Origin of the sequence: Streptomyces sp. NPDC058662, assembly GCF_042716255.1 — a bacterium.
Classification (GTDB): Bacteria; Actinomycetota; Actinomycetes; order Streptomycetales; family Streptomycetaceae; genus Streptomyces.
Genome location: NZ_JBHXRU010000027.1, coordinates 24,694 through 48,750 on the forward strand (window position 1 = coordinate 24,694; position 24,057 = coordinate 48,750).

The window sequence follows — 24,057 nt, forward strand, 5'->3', positions numbered from 1 at the left end:
TGTGGACCACGCGTACAACGGGATAGCAGCTGCAGAACTCGCTTCCTTGTATCAGCTGACCTGGCAGAAGAGCCGACACAGCAACTCGCAGGGTTCCTGCGTGGAGTTCGCGAGGCTGCCGGGCGGCGACGTCGCCATGCGCAATTCGCGCTTTCCCGACGGCCCGGCGCTCGTCTACACGCCGGCCGAGATCGAGGCCCTGCTCCTGGGCGTCAAGGACGGGGAGTTCGACCACCTGATCAGCTGACGGGCGAGCGCATCGATCGCGCCGTGCACGTGCACCGGCCGGAACCGATCCATGGATCGGTCCCGGCCGGTCGTCGTGGGCGTCGTGGTCGCCGCGGTCGTCGTGGTCGCGGAGGTCGGCCCCGCTCAGTCCTGGAGCAGGAACAGCGCCCAGACCACCTTGCCGGTCAGCCGCCCCGCGAGCGGGTGCCAGCCCCAGCTGTCGCTGTACGAGTCGACCAGGAACAGGCCGCGCCCGGACTCCAGGTCGACGTTCTCCTCCGTGCACTCCGGCGAGAACGCGCCGCCCGGCCGGTCCTCGCTCGGATCGCGCACCGCGCACACGAGCCGGGTGCTCCACCGCATCAGGTGCAGCCGCACCGGCGGCTCAGGCTCGGCGCCCGGACCCCGCGCGTCCTCGGGCAGGGCATGGCGCAGCGCGTTCGTGACGAGCTCGGACACGACCAGGGCCACGTCGTCGAAGCGTTGGTCGAGACCCCACTGGGAGAGCGTGGACCGGGTGAACGTACGTGCGCCGCGCACCGCCTCGAAGCGGGCGGGCAGAGCGCAGGACGCGGACCCGGAGACAGCCGTGGGGTCGACCGGGGGAAGCCCCTGCCGTAACGGCTCCAGCATGGTCGATCCATTCGTCCCCATGCGAGGCACTCCCGGGATTCGCGGACGGAGCGGCGGCTTCCGTCCAAAGAGAACTGCGGGGTGGGTCCGGCGCCGGCGCGAGAAGCACGCAGGTGCGCGGCACCATCGTTCCGAATGGCAGAGCCGGATGCAAGGGCAGATGCACGTGCACGCGCCGGACGTGTCCGCTCCCGTGATGGTTCTTGCTCATTTCTCCCTACGCATCCTTACGGACTTCTTTCCCCGTGCGCGGGATTCCGTTACAGAACGAGTACGGGCCGATGCGTTTTGGTGGCAGACTGCGGCCTCTGGGGTGCGGGGGCCCCGCGACGCACGCGTACGCCATGGCGATGGGGAGGGCAGTACTAGTGACCGCAGAAGCGAGCGGTTCTGTGGTGCGCCGCATCCTCCTGGGCTCACAGCTCAGGCGACTCCGTGAATCCCGCGGCATCACCCGTGAGGCGGCCGGTTACTCGATCCGCGCGTCCGAGTCGAAGATCAGCCGCTTGGAGTTGGGAAGGGTGAGTTTCAAGGCACGGGACGTCGAGGACCTCCTCACGCTCTACGGAGTCACGGACAGCGCGGAGCGCGAGTCGCTCCTCGGGCTGGTCCGGGAGGCCAACGCGACGGGCTGGTGGCACAGTTACGGCGATGTGCTGCCCGGCTGGTTCCAGACCTACATCGGCCTGGAGGGCGCGGCGTCGCTCATCAGGATCTACGAAGTGCAGTTCGTGCACGGCCTGCTGCAGACGGAGGCCTACGCCCACGCCGTGGTCAGCCGCGGTATGCCGGGGGCCACCGCCGCCGAGATCGACCGCCGCGTCGCGCTCCGCCTGGAGCGGCAGAAGGTCCTCGTCTCCGAGAACGCCCCGGTCTTCCACGCGGTCCTCGACGAGGCCGCGCTGCGCCGGCCGTACGGCGACCGCGACGTGATGCGCGGGCAGTTGGAGCACCTCATCGAGATCTCCCAGCGGCCCAACGTCCACCTCCAGGTGATGCCCTTCTCCTTCGGCGGCCACGCGGGCGAGAGCGGAGCCTTCACCCTGCTGCGCTTCCCTGAGTCCGATCTGCAGGACATCGTCTATCTGGAACAGCTGACCAGCGCCCTCTACCTGGACAAGGAAGAGGAAGTGGGGCAGTACGGGCGGGCGATGGAACGGCTCCAGGCGGACAGCCCCGAACCCGACCGGACCCGGGATCTTCTCCGTGGTCTGCTCCAACTGTCTTGATTCGCACGTAGTATGACGCCTGATCAGTGCATGACGACCGATCGGTCTCCGGTGCAGCGCACGGGTGCGCGCTCGCAGTAAGGGATGGCATGTCCATATTCAGCGACCTGGCTCACCAGTACATCGACGGCGAATGGCTGGCCGGTACCGGTTCGTGGGACATCATCGACGTCAACCCCTACAACGGCGAGAAGCTCGCGGCCATCACCGTGGCCACCGTCGAGCAGGTGGACCGGGCGTACCGGGCCGCCGAGCGGGCGCAGAAGGAGTGGGCCGCCACCGGCCCCTACACCAGACGCGCCGTCATGGAGCGCGCCCTGCGGATCACCGAGGAGCGCGAGAAGGAGATCGTCGAGGCGATGATCGACGAGCTCGGCGGGACCCGTCCCAAGGCCGAGTACGAGATCCACCTCGCCAAGGAGTTCCTCCGCGAGGCGATGCAGCTCGCCGTCCGACCCGAGGGCCGCATCCTGCCCTCGCCGGTCGAGGGCAAGGAGAACCGGGTCCAGCGCCTGCCCGTCGGCGTGGTCGCGGTGATCAGCCCCTTCAACTTCCCCTTCCTGGTCACGATGAAGTCGGTCGCCCCGGCGCTCGCGCTCGGCAACGCCGTCGTGATCAAGCCGAACCAGAACGCCCCGGTCGTCGGCGGCGGTGTCATCGCCAAGATCTTCGAGGAGGCGGGCCTCCCGGTCGGCCTGCTGAACGTCCTGGTCACCGACATAGCCGAGATCGGCGACGCACTCCTGACCCACCCCGTGCCCAAGGTGATCTCCTTCGCCGGATCGGACCGGGTGGGCCGGCATGTGGGCGCGGTCGCCGCCCGCCACTTCAAGCGGACGGTCCTTGAGCTCAGCGGCAACAGCGCGCTCGTCGTCCTCGACGACGCCGACCTCGACTACGCGGTGGACGCGGCCGTCTTCAGCCGCTTCGTCTACCAGGGCCAGGTCTGCATGGCCGCCAACCGGATCCTCGTCGACGCCTCCGTGGCGGAGGAGTTCACCGAGAAGTTCACCGCCCGCGTGCGCGCCCTGCGCACCGGCGACCCGCACGAGGCCGACACCCACATCGGCCCGCTGATCAACTCCTTCCAGGCCGACGCCCTGACCGCGCTCGTGGACCGGGCCGTGGAAGAGGGGGCCCGCGCCCTCGTCCGGGGTTCTACGCGCGGCAACCTGGTCGAGCCGACCGTGCTGGCCGGGATCCCCGAGGACTCCCCGCTCCTGGGGCAGGAGATCTTCGGTCCGGTCGCCCTGCTGGTGGTCTTCGACGGCGAGGACGAGGCCGTGCGGCTGACCAACGCCACCCCGTACGGGCTGAGCGGCGCCGTGCACACCCGGGACGTCGAGCGGGGGGTGCGGTTCGCGCAGCGGATCGAGACGGGGATGATCCACGTCAACGACTCGACGATCGGCGACGAGCCGCTGGCCGCCTTCGGCGGCGAGAAGGCCTCGGGCCTCGGCCGGCTGAACGGCGAGGCCACGATCGAGGCGTTCACCACCCAGAAATGGATCTCCGTGCAGCACGGGCGGACGCGCTTCCCGTTCTAGGCCGCGACCGCTCTAGACTCGACCGGGCGTAGCGCAGCCGCCGCCCGGGGGAGATTCAGAGTTTGAGCAACATACCGGAGACCGGCCGGACCCCTCGGGTCCAGAACCGTCTCGTCGTGATCCAGATCGTGGTCTTCTCGCTGCTCCTCACCCTGGGCGGGCGTCTCTGGTACCTCCAGATACGCAACGGCCAGGAGTACACCGACGAGGCCAAGAACAACCATGTGCAGCGGGTGGTCCAGCCCGCCGTGCGCGGCTCGATCCTGGACGCGCGCGGGGTGCCGCTCGCGGACAACGCCACGCACCTCGTCGTCTCCGCCAGCCGTACCGAGCTCCTCAAGATGAGCGACAAGGGCAAGGGCGTCCTGACCCGCCTGGCCGGAGTCCTGGGGATGAACCCGCAGGACGTCATCGACAAGGTGCGGCTGTGCGACGACAAGACCCCGCAGCCGTGCTGGAACGGTTCCCCTTACCAGCCCATCCCGGTCAGTGACGAGGCCACCACCGAGCAGGCCCTCCAGCTGCGCGAGCACGCGGAGGACTTCCCCGGCATCACCGCCGAACCCACCGCCCTGCGCCGCTACGCCGGGCCGGACGGGGCCAACACCTCCCAGGTGCTCGGCTACCTCTCGCCGGTCACGGACGAGGAGATCACCAAGGCGAAGAACTCCGACTCGCCCTACCTGCGCTCCGACCAGGTGGGCCGCTCCGGCCTGGAGCGCACGTACGACAAGGAGCTGCGCGGCAAGGCCGGGATCACCCGCTACGAGGTGGACAACCTCGGCCGGGTCACCGGGCAGGGCCAGACGGACCGGGCGCAGGCCGGTTCGAACGTCGTGACCTCGATCGACTCCCGGGTGCAGGCGGTCGCCGAGCGCGAGCTGAACAACGCGATGATCGAGGCCCGCCGCACGATCGACAAGAACAACACCCGCCGCGCCTACGAGGCCGACTCGGGCGCGGTGGTGGTCATGGAGAACAAGACGGGCCGCGTCGTGGCGATGGCCTCGAACCCGACCTACGACCCCAACGCCTGGGTGGGCGGCATCTCGGGCAAGGACTACGCCCGGCTCACCGACAAGGAGTCGAACTACCCGCTGCTGAACCGGGCGATCCAGGGCCAGGCGGCCCCGGGCTCCATCTTCAAGGTGGTCACCTCCACGGCCGCGGTGAACGCGGGCTACCCCTTCAACCGGCGCTACCCCTGCCCCAGCGCCTACTCGGTCGGGAACCAGACCTTCACGAACTTCGAGTCGCAGGGCTACGGCGACATCACCATCGGCCGGGCCCTGGAGGTCTCCTGCGACACGGTCTACTACGCGATCGCCGACCAGGAGTGGAAGAAGGACGGCGGGATCAACCCGAAGAAGACCCCGAACGACTGGTTCCTCAAGACGGCGCACGAGTTCGGCCTCGGCAAGCGAACGGGGATCGACCTGCCGAACGAGGTCCCCGGCCGGGTGCCCGACCGCAAGTGGAAGCAGGACTTCTTCGAGGCGAACAAGGCCGCCTGGTGCCGGGACGGCAAGAAGAACGGCACCTTCGCCGAGAAGATCGCCTACGAGAACTGCCGCCAGGGCAACCAGCTGCGCGAGGGCGACGCCATCAACTACTCCATCGGCCAGGGCGACACCTTGGTGACGCCGGTCCAGATGGCCTCCGTGTACGCGGCCATCGCCAACGGCGGAACGCTCCACCAGCCCAGCGTCGGCAAGGCGGTGGTCAGCGCCGACGGCGCCACCGTGCGCCGGATCGAGCCGAAGGTGCTGGGCAAGCTGCCGATGGACGCGAAGACGCGCGACGACATCGACGGCGCGCTGGCCTCCGTCGCCACCACGGGCAGCGCGGCGTGGCGCTTCGTCGGCTGGCCGCACAAGCAGATCCCGATGCACGCCAAGACCGGTACGGCGGAGGTCCAGGGCAAGCAGACCACCTCGTGGTTCGCCTCGTACACCGAGGACTACTCGATCGTCATGACGATCTCCCAGGGCGGCACCGGCTCGGGCGCCTCGGGTCCGGCCGTCCGCAAGATCTACGAGGCGATGTACGGGCTGGACGAGACGGGCAGGCAGGACCTGGCCAAGGCCCTGCTGCCGAAGCCGGCGACGGAGCTGCCGGCGGTCCGTCCGGACGGGGAGATCGCCGCGCAGTGAGGAGCGCGGGAGGCGCGGGCGAGAGCCGGGGGAGCTGAGGACGGAAGCCGGGGGAGTTGAGGACGGAAGCTGACCGCAAGCCTCCGTAGTGTCCTTCCTGTCGGCGGGGAGAGGGACGGACCCCGCTGCGCATCCCACACCACGGAAGAGGCGGTCGGACATGGCTCAGGCAAGCACAGAGGTCCCCGGTGACGAGCGCGGCACGCTCCTCGCCTTCGTGGAGGCCCAGCGCACGGCGATCCGAGAGTCGCTCCTCGGGCTGACCGAGGAGCAGGCCGCGAGCAGCCCGAGTGCCAGCGAGCTGTCGCTGTCCGGGCTGCTCAAGCACGTGGCCGAGTGCGAACTCAGCTGGCTGCGGATGGCCCAGCAGCAGCCGAACGAGCGGGTGCGCGACGAGAAGAGCTGGGGGGAGATGTTCCGCCTCGTCGAGGGCGAGAGCATCCCCGGCCTCCTGGCCTTCTGGGACGGGGTCGCGGAGCAGACGGCCGCCTTCATCGCCGAGGTCCCGAGCCTGGACGACAGCTTCCCGCTCCCTCCGGCGCCCTGGTTCCCGCAGGACGCCAAGGTGTCGATGCGCTGGATGCTGCTGCACCTGGTGGAGGAGTTCGCCCGGCACGCCGGTCACGCGGACATCATCCGCGAGACCGTCGACGGCACCCGCGCCATGGGGTAGGGGCCCCGGCCTTAGTACCGTGGCCCCATGTCAGCGATCCGGCTTCTCGTCCTCGGCGCGGTCCGTCAGCACGGGCGGGCGCACGGGTACCAGGTGCGCAACGACCTGGAGTACTGGGGCGCGCACGAGTGGTCCAACACCAAACCCGGGTCGATCTACCACGCGCTCAAGCAGATGGCGAAGCAGGGCGTCCTGCACGCCCACGAGGTGGCCCCCAGCGCCGCCGGCGGGCCGCCGCGCACCGAGTACGAGGTGACGGACGCGGGCCGGGCCGAGTACTTCAAGCTGCTGCGCGAGGCCCTCGCGGCGTACGACCAGAAGTCGGACCTGCTCTCGGCGGCGATCGGCTTCATGGTCGACCTGCCGAGGGCCGAGGTGCTGGCCCTGCTGCGGGAGCGGCTGGGCAAGCTGTCGCTCTGGCGGTCCTCGGTGACGGACTACTACACGCCGGAGGGCGGCCCGGGGCAGCTGGGCCACATCGGCGAGATCATGCACCGGTGGGTCCACTCCGCGGACGCCGAGGCGGAGTGGACGCGGGGCCTGATCGCCCGGATCGAGGGGGGCGCGTACTCCTTCGCGGGCGAGGGCGGCGCGCCGTTCGTCGGCGTGCTGGCGGAGGGCGAGGAGAACCCGTACGCGACCCGGTGACCCCGCCGGGCACGGGGAGCGGGCCGATTCCGCGCGCACGTATTCAAGTTTGACTACCTGATGGTCCGGTTGTACCGTGGCCGCCTCAGCTAATCAAACTTGACTACGCGAGGAGCGGGTGTGGTGGCGATATCCGTCGAAGGCGTCCACAAGCGGTACGGCGACAAGCACGTCCTGGCCGGGCTCGACCTGGAAGTCGCCCGCGGCACCGTCCACGCGGTGCTCGGCCCCAACGGCGCCGGCAAGACCACGGCGGTCCGCGTCATGAGCACCCTGCTGCGCCACGACGAGGGAACGGTCCGCGTCGCGGGCCACGACGTACGTACGGAGCCGGCGGCCGTCCGCGCCCGGATCGGGCTGCTCGGCCAGCACGCGGCCCTCGACGAGGAGCTGGACGGCCGGCAGAACCTGGAGATGTTCGGCCGCCTCCACCACCTCGGCGCCCGGCGGGCCGGAGCGCGGGCGGCCGAGCTGCTGGAGCGCTTCGGCCTCGGCGACACCGGGCGCAAGCCCGTACGCCGCTACAGCGGCGGCATGCGGCGCCGGCTCGACCTGGCCGCCTCCCTGATCACGGACCCGGAGGTGCTGTTCCTGGACGAGCCCACCACCGGCCTCGACCCGCGCGGCCGCGCCGAGGTGTGGGAGGCGGTCCGCTCGCTCGTGGGCGGCGGCACGACCGTCCTGCTCACCACGCAGTACCTGGAGGAGGCCGACCGGCTGGCCGACCGCATCGCGCTGGTGGACGGCGGCCGGGTGGCCGCCGAGGGCACGGCGGACGAGCTGAAGTCCCTGGTCGGCTTGGACCGGATCGTCGTCGTCCTGCGCGATGCGGCGGGACTCGACCGGGCGGCGCGGCTGCTGCCGGAGCCGGAGCTCGCCGTCGACGCGGACGCGCTGACGCTGAGCTTCCCGGTGCGGGAACGGATGGCGGGCCTGGCGCTGACCCTGCGCGCGCTGGAGGACGCGGGCGTCGAGGCGAGCGACCTCTCGGTGCGGCGGCCCACGCTGGACGAGGTCTTCCTGCGGCTGACCGGCGGCGCGAAGCGCGCGGAGGCGGCCGCGTGAGCGCGGTGGCGTGGATGGCGGCCGACTCCTGGACGATGACCCGGCGCGAGCTCGCTCACTGGGCGCGGCAGCCGGTCCAGGTGCTCGTCGGGCTGGTCTTCCCGGTGATGATGCTGCTGATGTTCGGCTTCCTGGTGGGCGGCGGGCGGGGGGTCGACGGCGAGTACGTGGAGTTCCTGGTGCCGGGCATGCTGGCGCTGACCATGGCCTTCGGCCTGGAGGCGACCATGACGGCCGTCACCCGGGACCTGGACAAAGGGGTGATCGACCGGTTCCGCTCCATGCCGATGTCCTCCGCGGCGGTGCTGGTCGGCCGCAGCGCGGCGGACATGCTCCAGTCGGCCGCGGGCCTCGCCGTGCTCGCGGGCGTCGGACTGCTGCTGGGCTGGCGCTGGCACGGATCGGCCGCCGCCGCGCTGCTCGCCTTCGCGCTGCTCCTGCTGCTGCGTTTCGCCATGCTGTGGATCGGGATCTGGCTGGGCATGCTGGCGGGCCGGCCGGAGCTGGTGCAGGCGGTGCAGATCCTGGTGTGGCCGGTGGGCTTCCTCTCCAACGCCTTCGCCACGCCCGCCTCGATGCCGGGCTGGCTGGGCGCGGTGGTCGAATGGAACCCGATGTCGGCGACGGCGACAGCCGTGCGCGACCTGTTCGCCAACCCGGCGGCGGCCTCCTCGTCCTGGGCCTCCGAGCACGCCACGCTGCTGGCGGTCGGCTGGCCGCTGCTGCTGGTGGCGGTCTTCCTCCCGCTGGCGGTCCACCGCTTCCGCGGCCTCAGCCGTTAGCGGGCGGGACACCGGGCCGCGGGCGGGCTTGCACCTCACGCGGCGTGAGGAGCCACAGTGGGGGGCGTAACCGACCAGAGGGGCGGAAGGCGATGAACTACTCGGTGGGCCAGGTCGCCGGATTCGCGGGAGTCACGGTGCGCACCCTGCACCACTACGACGAGATCGGACTGCTCTCCCCGAGCAGCCGCAGCCACGCGGGGCACCGGCGCTACGACGAGGCCGACCTCGACCGGCTCCAGCGCATCCTGTTCTACCGGGAGCTCGGCTTCCCCCTCGAAGAGGTCGCGGTCCTGCTGGACGATCCGCGTTCGGACCCGGGGGAGCACCTGCGCCGGCAGCACGCCCTCCTGTCCGAGCGGATCGCCCGGCTCCAGCAGATGGCCAAGGCCGTCGAGCACGCCATGGAGGCGAAGAAGATGGGCATCAACCTCACGCCCGAGGAGAGGTTCGAGGTCTTCGGGGACCACGACCCCGAGCAGTACGCCGAGGAGGCCGAGCAGCGCTGGGGCGACACCGACGCCTACGCGCAGTCGCAGGCCAGGACGGCCGCCTACACCAAGGAGGACTGGCGGCGGGTCCAGGACGAGGCCGCCGACTGGAGCGCCCGGTACGCGGCCCTGATGGAGGCCGGCGAGCCCGCCGACGGCGAGCGCGCGATGGACCTGGCCGAGGAGCACCGCCTGCACATCCACACCCGGTTCTACGACTGCTCGTACGAGATGCACACCTGCCTCGGCGAGATGTACGTCGCGGACGAGCGGTTCAAGGCGCACTACGACGCCGTCAGGCCCGGTCTGGCGGAGCACCTCCGGGACGCGATCCTGGCGAACGCCGTCCGCAAGGCCTAGCGCGGGCCGGCTCGCCGAGATCATCCGTACGACCCCCTTCCGGTACCTGGAACCGGGCGGGGGTCGTGTGCGTTGATAATTGAGAACCGCACCGTCACACCTGCCGTCACACCTGCCGTCACGCCCCCCTATCCAGGAGAGTCCGGAACCCGTGTACACGCTTGCGCTCGGCCCTGAGTGGCTGTCCCCGGACTATCTGATCTCGCACTTCGGCCTGATCGGAATCCTGGTCATCGTCTTCGCGGAGTCGGGACTCTTCGCGTTCCTCCCCGGTGACTCCCTGCTCTTCACCGCCGGCCTGCTGGTCGCGGACGGGCAGTACATCAAGCAGCCGCTGTGGCTGGTGTGCACCCTGATCGTGGCCGCCGCCATCATCGGCGACCAGGTCGGCTACATGATCGGCAAGTACTTCGGTCCGAAGCTCTTCAACCGGCCGAACTCCAAGCTCTTCAAGCGGGAGAACCTGGACAAGGCGCACGAGTTCATGGACCGGCACGGTCCGAAGGCCATCGTGCTGGCCCGCTTCGTGCCGATCATCCGCACCTTCGCGCCGATGGTCGCGGGCGCAGGCTCGATGAAGTACCGCACCTTCCTGACGTTCAACATCATCGGCGGCATCGGCTGGGGCGCGGGCGTCACGGTCGCGGGCTACTGGCTCGGCCAGATCGAGTTCATCAAGACGAACATCGAGCCGATCCTGGTGGGCATCGTCCTCGTCTCGGTCATCCCGGTGGTCTTCGAGGTCCTCAAGGCCCGCAAGGAGAGCAGGCAGAAGGCGGCGGAGGCGCCCGCCCCGGCCCTCGCCGAGGACGGCAACGGCCCGCAGGCCCCGGGCGCGCGCGGCCGCCACGCCAAGCGCTGACCCCTTCCGGCACCGCACGCACGCCCCGGACGACCCGCGAGGGTCCCGGGGCGTACGTGTGCCCGCGTGCGGAGCGCGGGGGCGTACGTGTGCCTCGCGTACGGGCGCGGGGGCGTACGAGGCGCGCAGAGGGCGCGTACTGCGGCGTACGGGGGGCGCGCGGTCCGGCTGATCCGCGCTAGAAGCCGCGGGTCCGCTTCGCCGCCCGGCGCTTGGCGGCGCTCGCGGCCCCGGGGATCCGCATGAAGAGCCGCGAGGTCTCCGACCCGAGGTTGACGCCGATCGCGATGGCGAGGGCGATGGCCGCCGCGTTGGTCAGTGAGCCCAGCCCCTCGTTCAGCCTGTTCTCGGCGATCAGCAGCAGCCCGTAGTACGTGGCGGAGCCGGGCAGCAGCGGGCCGATCGCGGCCGTCACGTACGGCAGGGCCGAGGCGAAGCGGTAGCGGGAGAAGAGCTGCCCGAACAGGCCCACCAGCCCGGCGGCGACCGCCGTGGACGGCACGGCGGGGATCCCGCCCGCGTAGTGCAGGGCTCCGTAGGTCACCCAGGCCACCCCGCCGTTCAGCGTCACGATCCACACGGTGGAGCGCTCCTGCTGGAGCAGGATCGCGAAGGTGAACACCAGCACCATCGAGGCCGCGATCTGGATCAGCGGCCGCTGCTGGATCTGCAGGACCTCCTCCGGTCGCGGGGAGGCGTCGAACTGCAGGCCGACGTACAGCACGACCAGCACGCCCATGATGATGCCGATGAAGAGGTACATGACCTCCAGCAGCCGGGCCGAGGCGGTGATGTAGAAGCCGGTCAGGCCGTCCTGGACGGCCGCGACCAGGGCCCGCCCCGGCAGCAGCGCGAAGAGCCCGCCGGTGATCACGGCCGAGGCCTTGACGTCGATCCCCGTCATGTTGAGCGCCACGCCGAGGGCGGCGGGCGGCATCGCGGCGACCACGAACTGGTAGAACTCGGGCAGTCCGCGCCCGGCGCACAGCCATGCGAGCCGGTCGCCGAGGACGGCGCCGATCGCGGCCGCGAAGAAGACCAGGACGCCACCGCCCACGAGCGTGGACGCGGCACCGGCGAGCAGGCCGGCCGCGCACGTCAGCATCCAGCCGGGGTACGGGTGCCGGTTGCGCCGGATCTCGGCCAGGCGGCGGTAGGCCTCCTCCAGCGAGATGTCGATCTCCGGGGCGCTGATGTCGTCCACCAGGCGGAACACGGCCGCGAGGCGGTTGTAGTCGGTGCCGCGCCGGCGCACGGTGCGGTTCGCCGAGACCGGATCGTCCACCAGCGAGGGCTGGTGCGTGATGGACAGCATCGTGAAGGTGACGGTCGGCTCGCAGCGGTCCAGCCCGTAGGAGCGGGCCACCGCGAACATCGCGGCCTCCACGTCCTCCGCGCCCTCGCCGCCCGCCAGCAGCAGCTCTCCGATGCGGAGGGTCAGGTCGAGCACACGGCCCACGGCGGGCCCCGTCTCGCTGTGCTTCTGCACGAGGTCCGGGACGGGCCGCACGTCCACCGGCATGCGCAGCATCGTGCGCATCCGGTCCTGCCAGGGGGACTCCTTCATCCGCGCCACGGGGAAGCCCTGCCCCGGGGTGTAGGCGGCCGGGGAGTGCTGCGCGCTGTACGTGGCCGGGGTGGCGAAGGCGGAGCCCTCGGGAGCGGGGGCGAGTGGCCCGGCTCCCCCCGGGCGGGCGAACTCCGAGGTGGGCTGGTCCTCCTCGGGGACCTCCGGTTCCATCCCGGGCGGCGGCGTGAAAGCGCTGTGCGCCTCGTCGGACGTGGGCTTCCTGTCCTCCGCCCCGTCGGCTTCCGCCACGCGCCCTCCAGTCCGTGATCACCTTCCGTACCAGTATGCGGAATCGTTTCATCCACGGCGAAAGCAGGCCGCCCCGGGGGCAGGGCCGTGGTCCGGGCCCCGGCATGCGGCAGCGGGCGGCACCCCCGAGGGGTACCGCCCGCTGCCCGTGCTGACCGGCGGAGCCTAGTGGTGGCCGCCCTGCGCCTGCAGGCGCTTGTACGAGGCCTCGATCTCGGCCTCGGCCTCGGTGCGGCCGACCCAGTTCGCGCCCTCGACCGACTTGCCCGGCTCCAGGTCCTTGTAGACCTCGAAGAAGTGCTGGATCTCCAGGCGGTCGAACTCGGAGACGTGGTGGATGTCGCGCAGGTGCTCGACACGCGGGTCCGAGGCCGGCACGCAGAGCAGCTTGTCGTCGCCGCCCGCCTCGTCCGTCATGCGGAACATGCCGATGGCGCGGCACTTGATCAGGCAGCCGGGGAAGGTCGGCTCGTCCAGGATGACCAGCGCGTCCAGCGGGTCGCCGTCCTCACCGAGGGTGTTCTCGACGAAGCCGTAGTCGGCCGGGTAGCTGGTCGAGGTGAAGAGGCGACGGTCCAGACGGATCCGGCCGGTCTCGTGGTCCACCTCGTACTTGTTCCGCGAACCCTTGGGGATCTCGATGGTGACGTCGAACTCCACGTCCTGCTCCTCCATGATCAGCTTCATTGCTTCGAGCCTGCGTTGACCCAAATACGTGCGCGTCCGGCCCAGCCCTGCCGGGTGGGGTGCCATGCTCGCGGCAAGACGCAGTGGTTAAGTGTCCCTCACGCATATGTGTGATCGCGAAAGGGGCTGGTCCGAGGTGCCATTGGTCAAGACATGGCAGCTCATCGCGGGCTCGGCCGTCGCCGGCCTCGCCCTGTCGGTGGCAGCGGTGACCGCCTCCGGCCCGTGGGACTCGGGCCAGCGTAAGGCCGAGCGGGACAGGGTCGCCTCCCAGGGCCCCACGGGTGGCGCAGATCACGGCGGCGAACCCCTGCCGCAGGCCGCGCCCAGCGCTCCCGGGGTGCTCGGCGCCATCGGCCCGGGGGCCCCGCGCCCGCAGACCGCCACCGGGTCCGAGGACGCCGACGAGCGGCTGGCGGCCGTCCTGGGGCCGCTGCTCGCCGACCCCGCGCTCGGCACCGCCCGTACCGCCTCCGTCGTCGACACCGCCACCGGCCGGGTGCTCTACGCGTCCGGTCCGCGCGAGGCGATGACCCCCGCCTCCACCATCAAGATCGCCACCGCGGCCGCGGCGCTCGCCGCCCTCGGACCCGAGCACCGGATCCGCACCACGGTGACCCCCGGCCCCGGACCCGGGCAGATCGTCCTCGTCGGCGGCGGCGACCCCTCCCTCACCGCCAAGAAGAAGAGTCCCGCCGGATCCGGCGGCAGCCTCGTCGCCCTGGCCGCCGACACCGCCCAGGCGCTCAAGGCCGCCGGGACCGACCGGGTGGCCCTGGCCTACGACGACAGCCTGTACACCGGACCCGCCCGCCACCCGATCGGCGCCAACCCCAACATCGCCCCCGTCACCTCCCTCGCCGCCGACCAGGGCCGCCGCGGCGATTCCGTCTCCGGCCCCGCGGACCGCACGGACGACCCGGCCGGGGACGCGGCCCGTGCCTTCGCCGCGCTGCTCACCGACCGCGGCGTCCAGGTCGACGGCGCCCCCGCCCGGGGCCGGGCGCCCGCCGGCGCCCAGCCGATGGCGACCACCCTCTCGACCCCTCTGGCGGGTCTCGTCGAGCGGATGCTGACCCACAGTGACAACGACATCGCCGAAGCCCTCGCCCGGCAGACCGCCCTGGCCTCCGGCCGCCCCGCCAGCTTCGAGGGCGCCGAGCAGGCCGTCCGCGACCGGCTCGCCGCGCTCGGCGTCGACGTCGGCGGCTCCCGGTTCGCCGACGGCAGCGGACTCGGCCGCGCCGACCGCGTCAGCGCCGGCCTGCTCACCGGCATCCTCGCCAAGGCCGCCGGCCCCGAGCACCCGCAGCTGCGGCCCGTCCTCACCGGACTGCCCGTCGCCGGATTCACCGGCACCCTGCGCGCCCGCAACGCCGGCGACTCGCCCGCGGCCGGTCTGCTCCGCGCCAAGACCGGGACCCTGAGCGGCGTGAACTCCCTCGCCGGCACCGTCGTCGACGCCTCCGGCCGGCTCCTGGCCTTCGCCTTCCTCACCGCGAACACCCCCGGACCGGAGGGCGCCGAGAAGGCCCTCGACAGGCTCGCCGCCGCCGTCGCAGGCACCGCGGCGCCCGCGACCCCGTAACGGGGGCCCGCCCCGACAGCCGCGCGGGGGGTCCGCACGGGAGCCGTCCCACGTACGGTTGACGCATGACGAGCATCAGTGGTGCGGAGATGGTCGACTGGAACCTCGCGGTGGCGACCGCGACCCGACTGGTGCGGCCCGGCCCGGAGATCGGCCGGGACGAGGCCCGGGCCGTCGTCGCGGAGCTGCGGCGGCACGCCAGGACCTCGGAACGGCACGTGCGCGAGTTCACCCGGATGATCCCCGAGGGCGCGGAGGTCCACGACACCCCGGTCCTCGTCGTCGACCGGGCCGGATGGATCAAGGCCAACGTGGCCGGCTTCCGCGAGCTCCTCGCCCCCCTGCTGGGCAAGATGCAGGACCGCCGCGCCGGCGCGCCCGGCGGCGCCGTCCTCGGCGCGGTCGGCGGCAAGGTCACCGGCGTCGAGCTGGGCATGCTGCTCAGCTTCCTGGCCTCCCGCGTGCTCGGCCAGTACGAGACCTTCGCGCCGGTCTCCCGCGACCTCCCCGGCTCCACCGCCGGCGGCGGCCGGCTGCTGCTCGTCGCCCCGAACATCGTGCACGTCGAGCGCGAGCTGGAGGTGAACCCGCACGACTTCCGGCTGTGGGTCTGCCTGCACGAGGAGACGCACCGTACCCAGTTCACGGCGGTCCCGTGGCTGCGCGACCACCTTGAGGGTGAAATCCAGACGTTCCTCCGAGCCACCGAAGTGGACCCGATGACGGTCCTGGAGCGCATCCGCGACGCCGCCCAGTCCTTCGCCGGCGCCCGCCCCGACGCCGAGCGCGGCGAGGAGGGCCGCTCCCTCGTCGAGCTCGTGCAGACCCCCGAGCAGCGCGAGGTGCTGGGCCGCCTCACCGCCGTCATGTCCCTGCTGGAGGGCCACGCCGACTACGTCATGGACGGTGTGGGCCCGCAGGTGGTGCCCTCCGTCGCGGAGATCCGGGAGAAGTTCCAGCAGCGCAGGGCCAGTGGCGCGGGGCGCCTCGACGCGGCGCTGCGCAAGCTGCTGGGCCTGGACGCCAAGCTGCGCCAGTACCGCGACGGCGAGCGCTTCGTACGCGCCGTCGTCGAGCAGGTCGGCATGGACGGCTTCAACCGCGTGTGGACCTCTCCGAACACGCTTCCGACCAAGGCGGAGATCGCCCGTCCCGCGGACTGGGTGGCACGCGTCCACCGCAAGGGGAGCGAGGAGAGCGAACGGGGGTGACACAGGGGGCGCGGGCCCGCCGGACGCCATGGGCGGACAGGCCTGAACATGTCTCACTGGGGGAAGCAGCGTCACCCGTCCGAGGGACCGTAGGCCGTTGAAGGGCGTGCGATGCTCGGGGAACCGCCCGGTTCTGTCACCATCGACGCACTCTGAGTGACAGCCCCCGTCCCGCGGGGGCTCCCGGGCAGCACCGCCGGCATGCACCGGCACGAGACACCCCAACGCCTTCGAGGCATCCGAACACCACCGAAGGGCACCGGACATGGGTCCCCATCCTGCGGTCGCGGCGATACGCCTGGCGGTCCGCCGCGTACTCCACGACGTCCTCACCGATCTCACCGACCGTCCCGCCGCCACCGCGCCGCTGGTCCTCGTCGCCTGCTCCGGCGGCGCCGACTCCATGGCCCTCGCCTCGGCGCTCGCCTTCGAGGCCCCCAAACTTGGCATCCGGGCCGGCGGCATCACCGTCGACCACGGACTCCAGGCCGGCTCGGACCTGCGCGCCGCCGAAGTCGTCACCCGCATGACCGCCCTCCGCCTCGACCCGGTGGAGTCCGTCGCCGTGCGCGTCGGCCGGGACGGCGGACCCGAGGCCGCGGCGCGCGACGCCCGCTACGGCGCCCTGGACGAGGCCGCGGAGCGGCTGGGAGCCGCCGCCGTGCTGCTCGGCCACACCCGGGACGATCAAGCCGAAACCGTCCTGCTGGGCCTCGCCCGCGGCTCCGGGATCCGCTCGCTGTCCGGCATGCCCGAGGTCTCCGCGGGGCCCGGCGGCCTCTCCCGCCACCGGCGCTACCGCCGCCCCTTCCTGCGGATCGACCGGCAGACCGCCCGCAAGGCCTGCATGGTCCAGTCCCTCCCCGTCTGGGACGACCCGCACAACATCGACCCCGCCTACACCCGCTCCCGGCTCCGCCACGAGGGGCTGCCCGCCCTGGAGAAGGCGCTGGGCAAGGGGGTCGTCGAGGCGCTCGCCCGCACCGCCCAGCTCTCCCGCGACGACGCGGACGCCCTCGACTCCTGGGCCGCCGACGCGGAGGCCCGCGTACGGGACGACGACGGCCGCCTGGAGTGCGCGAAGCTGTACGCCCTGCCCCCCGCCGTCCGGCGTCGTGTGCTGCGCAGGGCCGTCGTCGCCGCGGGCTCCCCCGCGGGCTCGCTCTTCGCCCGTCACATCGAGGAAGTCGACCGGCTCATCACCGGATGGCGGGGCCAGGGCGCCATCAACCTGCCCGGCCGGGTCGAGGCCCAGCGGCAGGGTGGCAGACTGGTCATCCGGCAGGGCTGATTGGCGCTGAACCACGGCCGAGTCCTCCGGGGACGCCCCCGGAGCTGCGGCCGTCGACGAAAGTGATGCGGGTGGACGAGAAGGACATGGGCGACGACCTCCAGTCGGTGCTCATCACCAAGGAAGAGATCGACGCGAAGCTGGCCGAGCTGGCCGCGAAGATCGACGCGGAGTACGCGGGCAAGGACCTGCTCATCGTCGGCGTCCTCAAGGGCGCGGTGATGGTGATGGCGGACCTGGCGCGCGCCTTGTCCACCCCCCTCACCATGGACTGGATGGCGGTGTCCTCGTACGGCGCCGGGACCCAGTCCTCCGGTGTGGTGCGGATCCTCAAGGACCTGGACACCGACATCAAGGACAAGCACGTCCTGATCGTCGAGGACATCATCGACTCCGGTCTGACGCTGTCCTGGCTGCTGTCGAACCTCGGCTCGCGCCAGCCGGCCTCCCTGGAGGTCGTGACGCTGCTGCGCAAGCCCGACGCCGCGAAGGTCGCCATCGACGTGAAGTGGGTCGGCTTCGACATCCCGAACGAGTTCGTCGTGGGCTACGGCCTCGACTACGCGGAGAAGTACCGCAACCTGCCGTTCGTCGGCACGCTCGCCCCGCACGTCTACGGCGGCTGACCCCTCCGCAGGCGCCCGTCCGCGCCCCCGGGTGTTCCCCGCCGAACGGGCGGGGAACCTGGAGGCGGTTCCCGCCGTTGGAGCAGGGGAAGCGGGTCTGTCAGCCGTCCCACGAGGCCGCGGGTGACAATACAGGGGTACATTCCGAAGAACAGTCTTTACTCACAGCAGCATTTACCTACGGGCAGGAGGGACGGGGCGCCTGGCGCCCCGTATGGATGGACGTGAAGCGATACTTCCGTGGGCCGGTCATGTGGATCGTGCTGGCCGTCCTCGCCGTGGTCGTGTTGATGAATGTCGTCGGCTCCGGCGGCGGCTACAAGTCGGTGGACACCAGCGAGGTCATCAAGGCGATCAACAGTGGCCAGGTGGAGCAGGCACGCCTGACCACCGGCGACAGCCAGATGATCAAGATTGATCTGAAGGACGACCAGAAGCTCGGCAAGCACGACGGCACCAAGTTCCAGGCCAACTACATCGGGGATCAGGGCGTTCAGCTCGCCCAGAGCCTCCAGACCAAGTACGAAGCCGGTCAGATCCCGGACGGCTACTCCGTCGCTCCGGACAAGACCAGCCCGTTCCTGAGCGTGCTGCTCTCGCTCCTGCCCTTCGTCCTCATCGTCGTGGTCTTCCTGTTCCTGATGAACCAGATGCAGGGCGGCGGCTCCCGAGTCATGAACTTCGGGAAGTCCAAGGCCAAGCTGATCACCAAGGACACCCCGAAGACGACGTTCGCCGATGTCGCGGGGTCGGACGAGGCCGTCGAGGAACTCCACGAGATCAAGGAGTTCCTCCAGGAGCCGGCGAAGTTCCAGGCCGTCGGCGCCAAGATCCCCAAGGGCGTGCTGCTCTACGGCCCGCCCGGCACCGGCAAGACCCTGCTGGCGCGCGCCGTCGCGGGCGAGGCCGGTGTCCCCTTCTACTCGATCTCCGGTTCCGACTTCGTCGAGATGTTCGTCGGCGTCGGTGCCTCGCGTGTCCGCGACCTGTTCGAACAGGCCAAGGCCAACGCTCCGGCGATCGTCTTCGTCGACGAGATCGACGCTGTCGGCCGGCACCGCGGTGCGGGCCTCGGCGGCGGTCACGACGAGCGCGAGCAGACCCTCAACCAGCTGCTGGTCGAGATGGACGGCTTCGACGTGAAGGGCGGCGTGATCCTGATCGCCGCCACGAACCGTCCGGACATCCTCGACCCGGCGCTGCTGCGCCCGGGCCGCTTCGACCGGCAGATCGCGGTCGACCGGCCGGACATGCAGGGCCGTCTGGAGATCCTCAAGGTTCACCAGAAGGGCAAGCCGGTCGCCCCGGACGTCGATCTGGGCGCGGTCGCCCGTCGCACGCCCGGCTTCACCGGTGCCGATCTCTCCAACGTCCTGAACGAGGCCGCGCTGCTCACGGCCCGCTCGGACAAGAAGCTGATCGACAACCACGCGCTGGACGAGGCCATCGACCGTGTCGTGGCGGGCCCGCAGAAGCGGACCCGGATCATGTCGGACCGGGAAAAGAAGATCACCGCGTACCACGAGGGCGGCCACGCCCTGGTCGCGGCGGCCTCCCCGAACTCCGACCCGGTCCACAAGATCACGATCTTGTCCCGAGGCCGGGCCCTGGGTTACACCATGGTCCTGCCCGAGGAGGACAAGTACTCGACCACGCGCAACGAGATGCTCGACCAGCTGGCATACATGCTGGGCGGGCGCGCGGCCGAGGAGCTGGTCTTCCACGACCCGACGACGGGTGCGGCGAACGACATCGAGAAGGCCACCGCCACGGCGCGGGCCATGGTCACGCAGTACGGCATGACCGAGCGTCTCGGTGCGATCAAGTTCGGCGGCGACAACACCGAGCCGTTCCTGGGGCGCGAGATGGCGCACCCGCGGGACTACTCGGAAGAGGTCGCGGCGCTGGTCGACGAAGAGGTCAAGAAGCTCATCGAGACCGCGCACAACGAGGCCTGGGAGATCCTCGTCGAGAACCGCGACGTCCTCGACAACCTGGTCCTCGCGCTGCTGGAGAAGGAAACGCTGAACAAGGAGCAGATCGCCGAGATCTTCTCCACCATCGTGAAGCGCCCGGCCCGCCCCGCGTGGACCGGCTCCTCCCGCCGCACCCCCTCCACCCGTCCGCCGGTGCTCTCTCCCAAGGAGCTCCAGCTGACGAACTCCGCGAACGGCACGTCGGCCACCGCCGCCGCGCCGGTCTCCACGGAGAAGGGCATCGAGGTGGCCCCGGAGGACCCGGTCGAGTAATCGGCACCCTCGACCCACCCGGAATGGAAGCCGCGCCCCCCAGGTTCTAGCCTGGGGGGCGCGGCACATGTGTACGACCGCTTGCGCGGACAGGAACGAGGATGAGATGACCGACCCGGTGACCTTGAGCGGTGACGAGGGCACGATCCGCGAGTTCGACGAGAAGCGCGCCGAGGCGGCCGTCCGCGAACTCCTGATCGCGGTCGGCGAGGACCCGGACCGTGAAGGCCTCCTGCAGACCCCGGCGCGGGTGGCGCGGGCGTACCGGGAGGTGTTCGCGGGCCTGTGGCAGAAGCCCGAGGAAGTGCTGACCACGACCTTCGACATCGGCCACGACGAGATGGTCCTGGTCAAGGACATCGAGGTCATGAGCAGCTGCGAGCACCACCTGGTGCCCTTCCACGGAGTGGCCCACGTGGGCTACATCCCGTCCACGGACGGCAAGATCACCGGCCTGTCCAAGCTGGCCCGGCTGGTGGACGTGTTCGCGCGCCGCCCCCAGGTGCAGGAGCGCCTGACCACGCAGGTCGCGGACTCCCTGATGGAGATCCTGGACCCGCGCGGGGTCATCGTGGTCATCGAGTGCGAGCACATGTGCATGACGATGCGCGGGGTCCGCAAGCCCGGCGCGAAGACCATCACCTCGGCGGTACGCGGCCAGCTCCGCGACCCCGCCACGCGCAACGAGGCGATGAGCCTCATCATGGCCCGCTAGCACCTCGGACGCCGCGCGTCCCCCCGCGCCCGGACGGCCGTCACCTCGGTGGCGGCCGTCCGCGCGTCCGGGGGCGCTCCCGGTCAGGCGCGGGCCGTGGCCTCGGGGGAGTCCTCGTCGTCCTCCGGGAGCTTGAGCACATGCTCCAGGAAGAGAGCGGCGGCGACGACCGCCGCGCCCGCCAGGACCGAGAAACCGGCGTACCAGGCCTGGTCGCGGCGGGCCGGGACGTCGAGGTACTCGGTCAGCAGGAAGACGCCGGTGCCGCCGTACATCCCCGCGACGAGCGCCGCCACCAGGGCGCTGGCCTGCGCGAAGACCGCCGCGCGGGCGGCCATCAGCGGCTCCACGCCCTTGGCGCCGGGCCGCCGCTCGCGCTGGGCCCTCAGGCGCGACCGCAGGGACAGGGCCGTCGCGAGCAGCACCGCGGCGATCACGGCGAGAACCACGGGCGCGGCCAGCGGGACCCCCGGCAGGATGCCGTACGCGTCCCACAGCCGGGCGCCCGCCCAGGACAGGACCCCGGCGACGACGAAGATCCCCACCAGGACCGCCGGCCTCAGTTGCTTCACTTGCCCGTTCCCCGCTCTCTGCGCCGATCCGTCAGCAGTCCACAGGCTAACGACTACTCGGGGAGGCGGAGTTCCAGGTCCGGGCGCGGCGTGACGCCCGTGGTGCCGAGGGCGGTCAGGAGGGTGGTGACCGGGCCGTGCCCCGGGAGCTGGGCCTGGGGGTCGACGTCGTGCCACGGGGCCAGGACGAAGGCGCGCTGGTGGGCGCGCGGGTGCGGGAGGGTGAGGACGGGGTCGTCGGAGACCACGTCGGCGTACGCGACGATGTCGACGTCGATCGTGCGCGGGCCCCAGCGCTCCTCGCGGACGCGGTCGAAGGCCTCCTCGATGGCCTGGCCGCGCTCCAGGAGGGAGGACGGGGGCAGGGTGGTCTTCACGGAGACGACCGCGTTGAAGTACGCGGGCTGCGAGCCGGGGTCCACGCCCCACGGCTCGGTCTCGTAGACGGCGGACACGGCCTTGACCCGCAGGCCCGGGGTGTCGCCGAGGGCGTCGATGGCGCCCTGGAGGGTCTCCAGCCGGTTGCCGAGGTTCGCGCCGAGCGCGATGACGGCCCACTTGGGGTTCGACAGGGTGACGTCCGCCGCGTCGACCGTCTCGACGACGGAGGCGGGTACCGGCTGGACGGTGGGGTCGCTCTGTGCGTTCAGTCCGTTGTTCATGCGCGGCTCCGGGTGATCGTGATGGTCACGTCGTCGAAGGGGACGGTGATGGGTGCGTCCGGCTTGTGCACGACGACCTCCACCTGTGCCACCGCTTCGTGCTTGAGGCACTGCTGGGCGATCCGCTCGGCGAGGGTCTCGATCAGGTCGACGGGCTCTCCCTGGACCACGTCGACGACCTCCTCGGCGACGACCCCGTAGTGCACGGTCTTCGCCAGGTCGTCTCCGGCCGCCGCGGGGCGGGTGTCGAGGTGCAGCACCAGGTCGACGATGAAGGTCTGCCCCTCCTCGCGCTCCCGGGGGAAGACGCCGTGGTGCCCGCGAGCCTTGAGGCCGCGCAGCGCGACACGATCCACGCGAATCACTCCTGCTTCCGTAAGTCTTCCGGTCCCGGGGACTCCCCGGGGCCATGGCCCTACGCCGAGTGCGGTCGGCGTCGTCCGGCTTCGAATTTACCCGCGAAATACTCCCGCTCCCGCCGGAGGGGTCAGGAGGGATCGTCCTCGTCGTCCTCGTCGGAGTCCGTGAGGACGGGAGAACCGTGGTGGGACCAGAGCCGCCAGCCCTCGGATGTGCGTCGGAACACATTCGTGGCGACGACCAGCTGGCCGACGAGCGGGCCGAGTTCTCCGCCGTCCTCCGCGGGCCCGCCGCTGAGGATGTTCTCCGTACAGGTCACCAGGGCGGTGTCGGCTATGACGGCCACCTTGGTGTCGGTGAGGAAGAACTGGATGTACTCGGTGTGGGACATGATCAGCGCGTACGAGCGCAGGACCTCGCCGCGGCCGGAGAGCACCGGCCAGCCGGGGTGGACGCAGGAGATCTCGTCCTCCAGCCACAGTGCCGACAGCGCGTCGAAGTCCCCCCGCTCCATGGCCTCGTAGAAGGCCGTGTTGACCTCTTCGACGGCCTCGATGTCGGTTCTGCTCACAGGGCTCCTTCTCGGGGCGTGGCCGTCGCGCGGGTCACAGCGCTCCTTCCACGGCGCGGGCCACCCGAACCGCGTCGGCGGTCGCGCGGACCTCGTGGACCCGTACGGCCCAGGCGCCCTGGTGGGCCGCGATGGCGGAGACGGCGGCGGTCGCGGCGTCCCGTTCGCGGGCGGGCGGCGGGGCGCCGCCGTCCCCGCCGGCCAGTACCCGGCCGAGGAAGCGCTTGCGGGACGCGGCGACGAGCAGGGGGAAGCCGAGGGCGCGCAGCTCCGCCAGATGGGCCACCAGCGCCAGGTCGTGCTCGGCGTTCTTCGCGAAGCCCAGGCCCGGGTCGACGACGAGCCGTTCGGGTGCGATCCCGCCGGCCACGACCGCCTCGACGCGCGCCCGGAGCTCGGCGGTGACCTCGGCGAGGACGTCCTCGTAGACGGCGAGGGCGTTCATGCCGGCGCTGAAACCGCGCCAGTGCATGACCACGAAGGGCACCTCGGCGGCGGCGACGGCGGGGATCATCCCGGGGTCGGCGAGCCCGCCGCTGACGTCGTTGACCAGGGCCGCGCCGGCGGCGACGGCCCGGGCGGCGACCTTCGCGCGCATGGTGTCCACGGAGACGACGACACCCTCGGAGGCCAGTCCGCGCACCACGGGCACGACCCGGCGCAGCTCCTCCTCCTCATCGACGCGGGAGGCGCCGGGCCGGGTGGACTCGCCGCCGACGTCGACGAGGTCGGCGCCCTGGGCCGCGAGGTCGAGGCCGCGCTTGACGGCCGCCGTGGTGTCGAAAAAGCGTCCCCCGTCGGAGAACGAGTCCGGGGTGACGTTGACGACGCCCATGACTCCGCAGCGGTCCCAGTCCGGCAGACCTGCGACCCGGCCCCTGCCGGCGGCTCCGCGCTTCGTGTTCATGGGTCCAGGGTAGGGCTGACCTGGATACGGCAGGGCCCCGGCGCCTTCCGGCGGCCGGGGCCCGGGCCGCGCACGCAGCCGCGGCGGTGGTGTGCGTTCCGGGCGTCGCGAGCCCGGCAAGATCCGCA

General features: G+C 71.3%; 23 protein-coding genes and 1 pseudogene. 16 read left to right on the forward strand and 8 right to left on the reverse strand.

Features of this window, described 5'->3' with window-relative positions; genetic code table 11:
* Window position 1 precedes the first annotated feature (1 nt).
* Complete coding sequence (locus ACFWUQ_RS12765) at window positions 2-247, forward strand: DUF397 domain-containing protein (RefSeq protein ID WP_384536791.1); 246 nt, start codon at window positions 2-4, stop codon at window positions 245-247.
* A 125-nt stretch (window positions 248-372) separates the two neighbouring features.
* Here the strand turns inward: ACFWUQ_RS12765 and ACFWUQ_RS12770 are convergent, their stop codons facing one another.
* On the reverse strand, window positions 373-882 hold the full coding sequence (locus ACFWUQ_RS12770) for an ATP-binding protein (RefSeq protein WP_384536793.1): 510 nt from the start codon (window positions 880-882) through the stop codon (window positions 373-375).
* Window positions 883-1,211: 329 nt separating this feature from the next.
* On the opposite strand from ACFWUQ_RS12770, the gene ACFWUQ_RS12775 reads away from it, so the two are divergent.
* The 9 genes and pseudogenes from ACFWUQ_RS12775 to ACFWUQ_RS12815 all read left to right on the forward strand — a co-directional run bounded on the left by ACFWUQ_RS12775 (window position 1,212) and on the right by ACFWUQ_RS12815 (window position 10,671).
* Entirely contained in the window at window positions 1,212-2,090 is an 879-nt protein-coding gene (locus ACFWUQ_RS12775) for a helix-turn-helix domain-containing protein (protein WP_384536796.1), read from the forward strand.
* A gap of 89 nt (window positions 2,091-2,179) precedes the next feature.
* Window positions 2,180-3,637 carry an aldehyde dehydrogenase family protein gene (locus ACFWUQ_RS12780; RefSeq protein WP_384536799.1) on the forward strand — a complete coding sequence of 486 codons (1,458 nt, stop codon included), beginning with the start codon at window positions 2,180-2,182 and terminating at the stop codon, window positions 3,635-3,637.
* A 62-nt stretch (window positions 3,638-3,699) separates the two neighbouring features.
* Window positions 3,700-5,784 (forward strand): annotated as a pseudogene (gene mrdA / locus ACFWUQ_RS12785) (penicillin-binding protein 2); the annotation flags it as partial.
* Between the two features lie 166 nt (window positions 5,785-5,950).
* Window positions 5,951-6,463 carry a DinB family protein gene (locus tag ACFWUQ_RS12790; protein WP_384536802.1) on the forward strand — a complete coding sequence of 171 codons (513 nt, stop codon included), beginning with the start codon at window positions 5,951-5,953 and terminating at the stop codon, window positions 6,461-6,463.
* Window positions 6,464-6,490: 27 nt separating this feature from the next.
* On the forward strand, window positions 6,491-7,111 hold the full coding sequence (locus tag ACFWUQ_RS12795) for a PadR family transcriptional regulator (protein ID WP_384536805.1): 621 nt from the start codon (window positions 6,491-6,493) through the stop codon (window positions 7,109-7,111).
* 120 nt (window positions 7,112-7,231) lie between these two features.
* A complete protein-coding gene (locus tag ACFWUQ_RS12800; protein WP_384536808.1) occupies window positions 7,232-8,176 on the forward strand; it encodes an ATP-binding cassette domain-containing protein in 945 nt (314 codons plus the stop codon).
* 14 nt (window positions 8,177-8,190) lie between these two features.
* Window positions 8,191-8,958 (forward strand): ABC transporter permease, encoded by a 768-nt coding sequence (locus tag ACFWUQ_RS12805; RefSeq protein WP_384536901.1) that lies wholly within the window; start codon window positions 8,191-8,193, stop codon window positions 8,956-8,958.
* Window positions 8,959-9,050: 92 nt separating this feature from the next.
* Complete coding sequence (locus ACFWUQ_RS12810) at window positions 9,051-9,809, forward strand: MerR family transcriptional regulator (protein ID WP_384536811.1); 759 nt, start codon at window positions 9,051-9,053, stop codon at window positions 9,807-9,809.
* A gap of 151 nt (window positions 9,810-9,960) precedes the next feature.
* The gene (locus ACFWUQ_RS12815) at window positions 9,961-10,671 is read left to right on the forward strand and encodes a DedA family protein (protein WP_384536812.1); all 711 of its coding nucleotides are present in this window, start codon (window positions 9,961-9,963) and stop codon (window positions 10,669-10,671) included.
* Window positions 10,672-10,849: 178 nt separating this feature from the next.
* On the opposite strand, the gene ACFWUQ_RS12820 is transcribed toward ACFWUQ_RS12815, so the two are convergent.
* Window positions 10,850-12,490 carry a threonine/serine exporter ThrE family protein gene (locus ACFWUQ_RS12820; protein ID WP_384536815.1) on the reverse strand — a complete coding sequence of 547 codons (1,641 nt, stop codon included), beginning with the start codon at window positions 12,488-12,490 and terminating at the stop codon, window positions 10,850-10,852.
* Window positions 12,491-12,655: 165 nt separating this feature from the next.
* Entirely contained in the window at window positions 12,656-13,150 is a 495-nt protein-coding gene (locus ACFWUQ_RS12825) for an inorganic diphosphatase (RefSeq protein ID WP_384536904.1), read from the reverse strand.
* Between the two features lie 163 nt (window positions 13,151-13,313).
* Between ACFWUQ_RS12825 and dacB the strand changes: the two genes are divergently transcribed.
* From dacB to folE, 6 genes are all read left to right on the forward strand, one after another.
* On the forward strand, window positions 13,314-14,765 hold the full coding sequence (gene dacB / locus ACFWUQ_RS12830; protein WP_384536818.1) for a D-alanyl-D-alanine carboxypeptidase/D-alanyl-D-alanine-endopeptidase: 1,452 nt from the start codon (window positions 13,314-13,316) through the stop codon (window positions 14,763-14,765).
* Between the two features lie 65 nt (window positions 14,766-14,830).
* Window positions 14,831-15,976 (forward strand): zinc-dependent metalloprotease, encoded by a 1,146-nt coding sequence (locus ACFWUQ_RS12835; protein WP_384536820.1) that lies wholly within the window; start codon window positions 14,831-14,833, stop codon window positions 15,974-15,976.
* A 265-nt stretch (window positions 15,977-16,241) separates the two neighbouring features.
* On the forward strand, window positions 16,242-17,267 hold the full coding sequence (gene tilS / locus ACFWUQ_RS12840; RefSeq protein WP_384536823.1) for a tRNA lysidine(34) synthetase TilS: 1,026 nt from the start codon (window positions 16,242-16,244) through the stop codon (window positions 17,265-17,267).
* A gap of 65 nt (window positions 17,268-17,332) precedes the next feature.
* Complete coding sequence (hpt, locus tag ACFWUQ_RS12845; protein ID WP_037794157.1) at window positions 17,333-17,893, forward strand: hypoxanthine phosphoribosyltransferase; 561 nt, start codon at window positions 17,333-17,335, stop codon at window positions 17,891-17,893.
* 218 nt (window positions 17,894-18,111) lie between these two features.
* Window positions 18,112-20,142, forward strand: a complete 2,031-nt coding sequence (ftsH, locus tag ACFWUQ_RS12850; RefSeq protein WP_384536826.1) for an ATP-dependent zinc metalloprotease FtsH — start codon at window positions 18,112-18,114, stop codon at window positions 20,140-20,142.
* A gap of 106 nt (window positions 20,143-20,248) precedes the next feature.
* Complete coding sequence (gene folE, locus ACFWUQ_RS12855; RefSeq protein WP_384536829.1) at window positions 20,249-20,857, forward strand: GTP cyclohydrolase I FolE; 609 nt, start codon at window positions 20,249-20,251, stop codon at window positions 20,855-20,857.
* Window positions 20,858-20,940: 83 nt separating this feature from the next.
* On the opposite strand, the gene ACFWUQ_RS12860 is transcribed toward folE, so the two are convergent.
* The 5 genes from ACFWUQ_RS12860 to folP form a co-directional block, all read right to left on the reverse strand.
* The gene (locus tag ACFWUQ_RS12860; RefSeq protein WP_384536832.1) at window positions 20,941-21,429 is read right to left on the reverse strand and encodes a DUF3180 domain-containing protein; all 489 of its coding nucleotides are present in this window, start codon (window positions 21,427-21,429) and stop codon (window positions 20,941-20,943) included.
* A gap of 53 nt (window positions 21,430-21,482) precedes the next feature.
* Entirely contained in the window at window positions 21,483-22,091 is a 609-nt protein-coding gene (gene folK / locus ACFWUQ_RS12865) for a 2-amino-4-hydroxy-6-hydroxymethyldihydropteridine diphosphokinase (protein ID WP_384536834.1), read from the reverse strand.
* Entirely contained in the window at window positions 22,088-22,447 is a 360-nt protein-coding gene (folB, locus tag ACFWUQ_RS12870; protein WP_030010912.1) for a dihydroneopterin aldolase, read from the reverse strand. Before folB ends, folK begins: the two co-directional genes overlap by 4 nt.
* 131 nt (window positions 22,448-22,578) lie before the next feature.
* The gene (locus ACFWUQ_RS12875; RefSeq protein ID WP_384536837.1) at window positions 22,579-23,022 is read right to left on the reverse strand and encodes a nuclear transport factor 2 family protein; all 444 of its coding nucleotides are present in this window, start codon (window positions 23,020-23,022) and stop codon (window positions 22,579-22,581) included.
* A 34-nt stretch (window positions 23,023-23,056) separates the two neighbouring features.
* Window positions 23,057-23,929 (reverse strand): dihydropteroate synthase, encoded by an 873-nt coding sequence (gene folP, locus ACFWUQ_RS12880; protein WP_384536840.1) that lies wholly within the window; start codon window positions 23,927-23,929, stop codon window positions 23,057-23,059.
* Window positions 23,930-24,057: the final 128 nt, after the last annotated feature.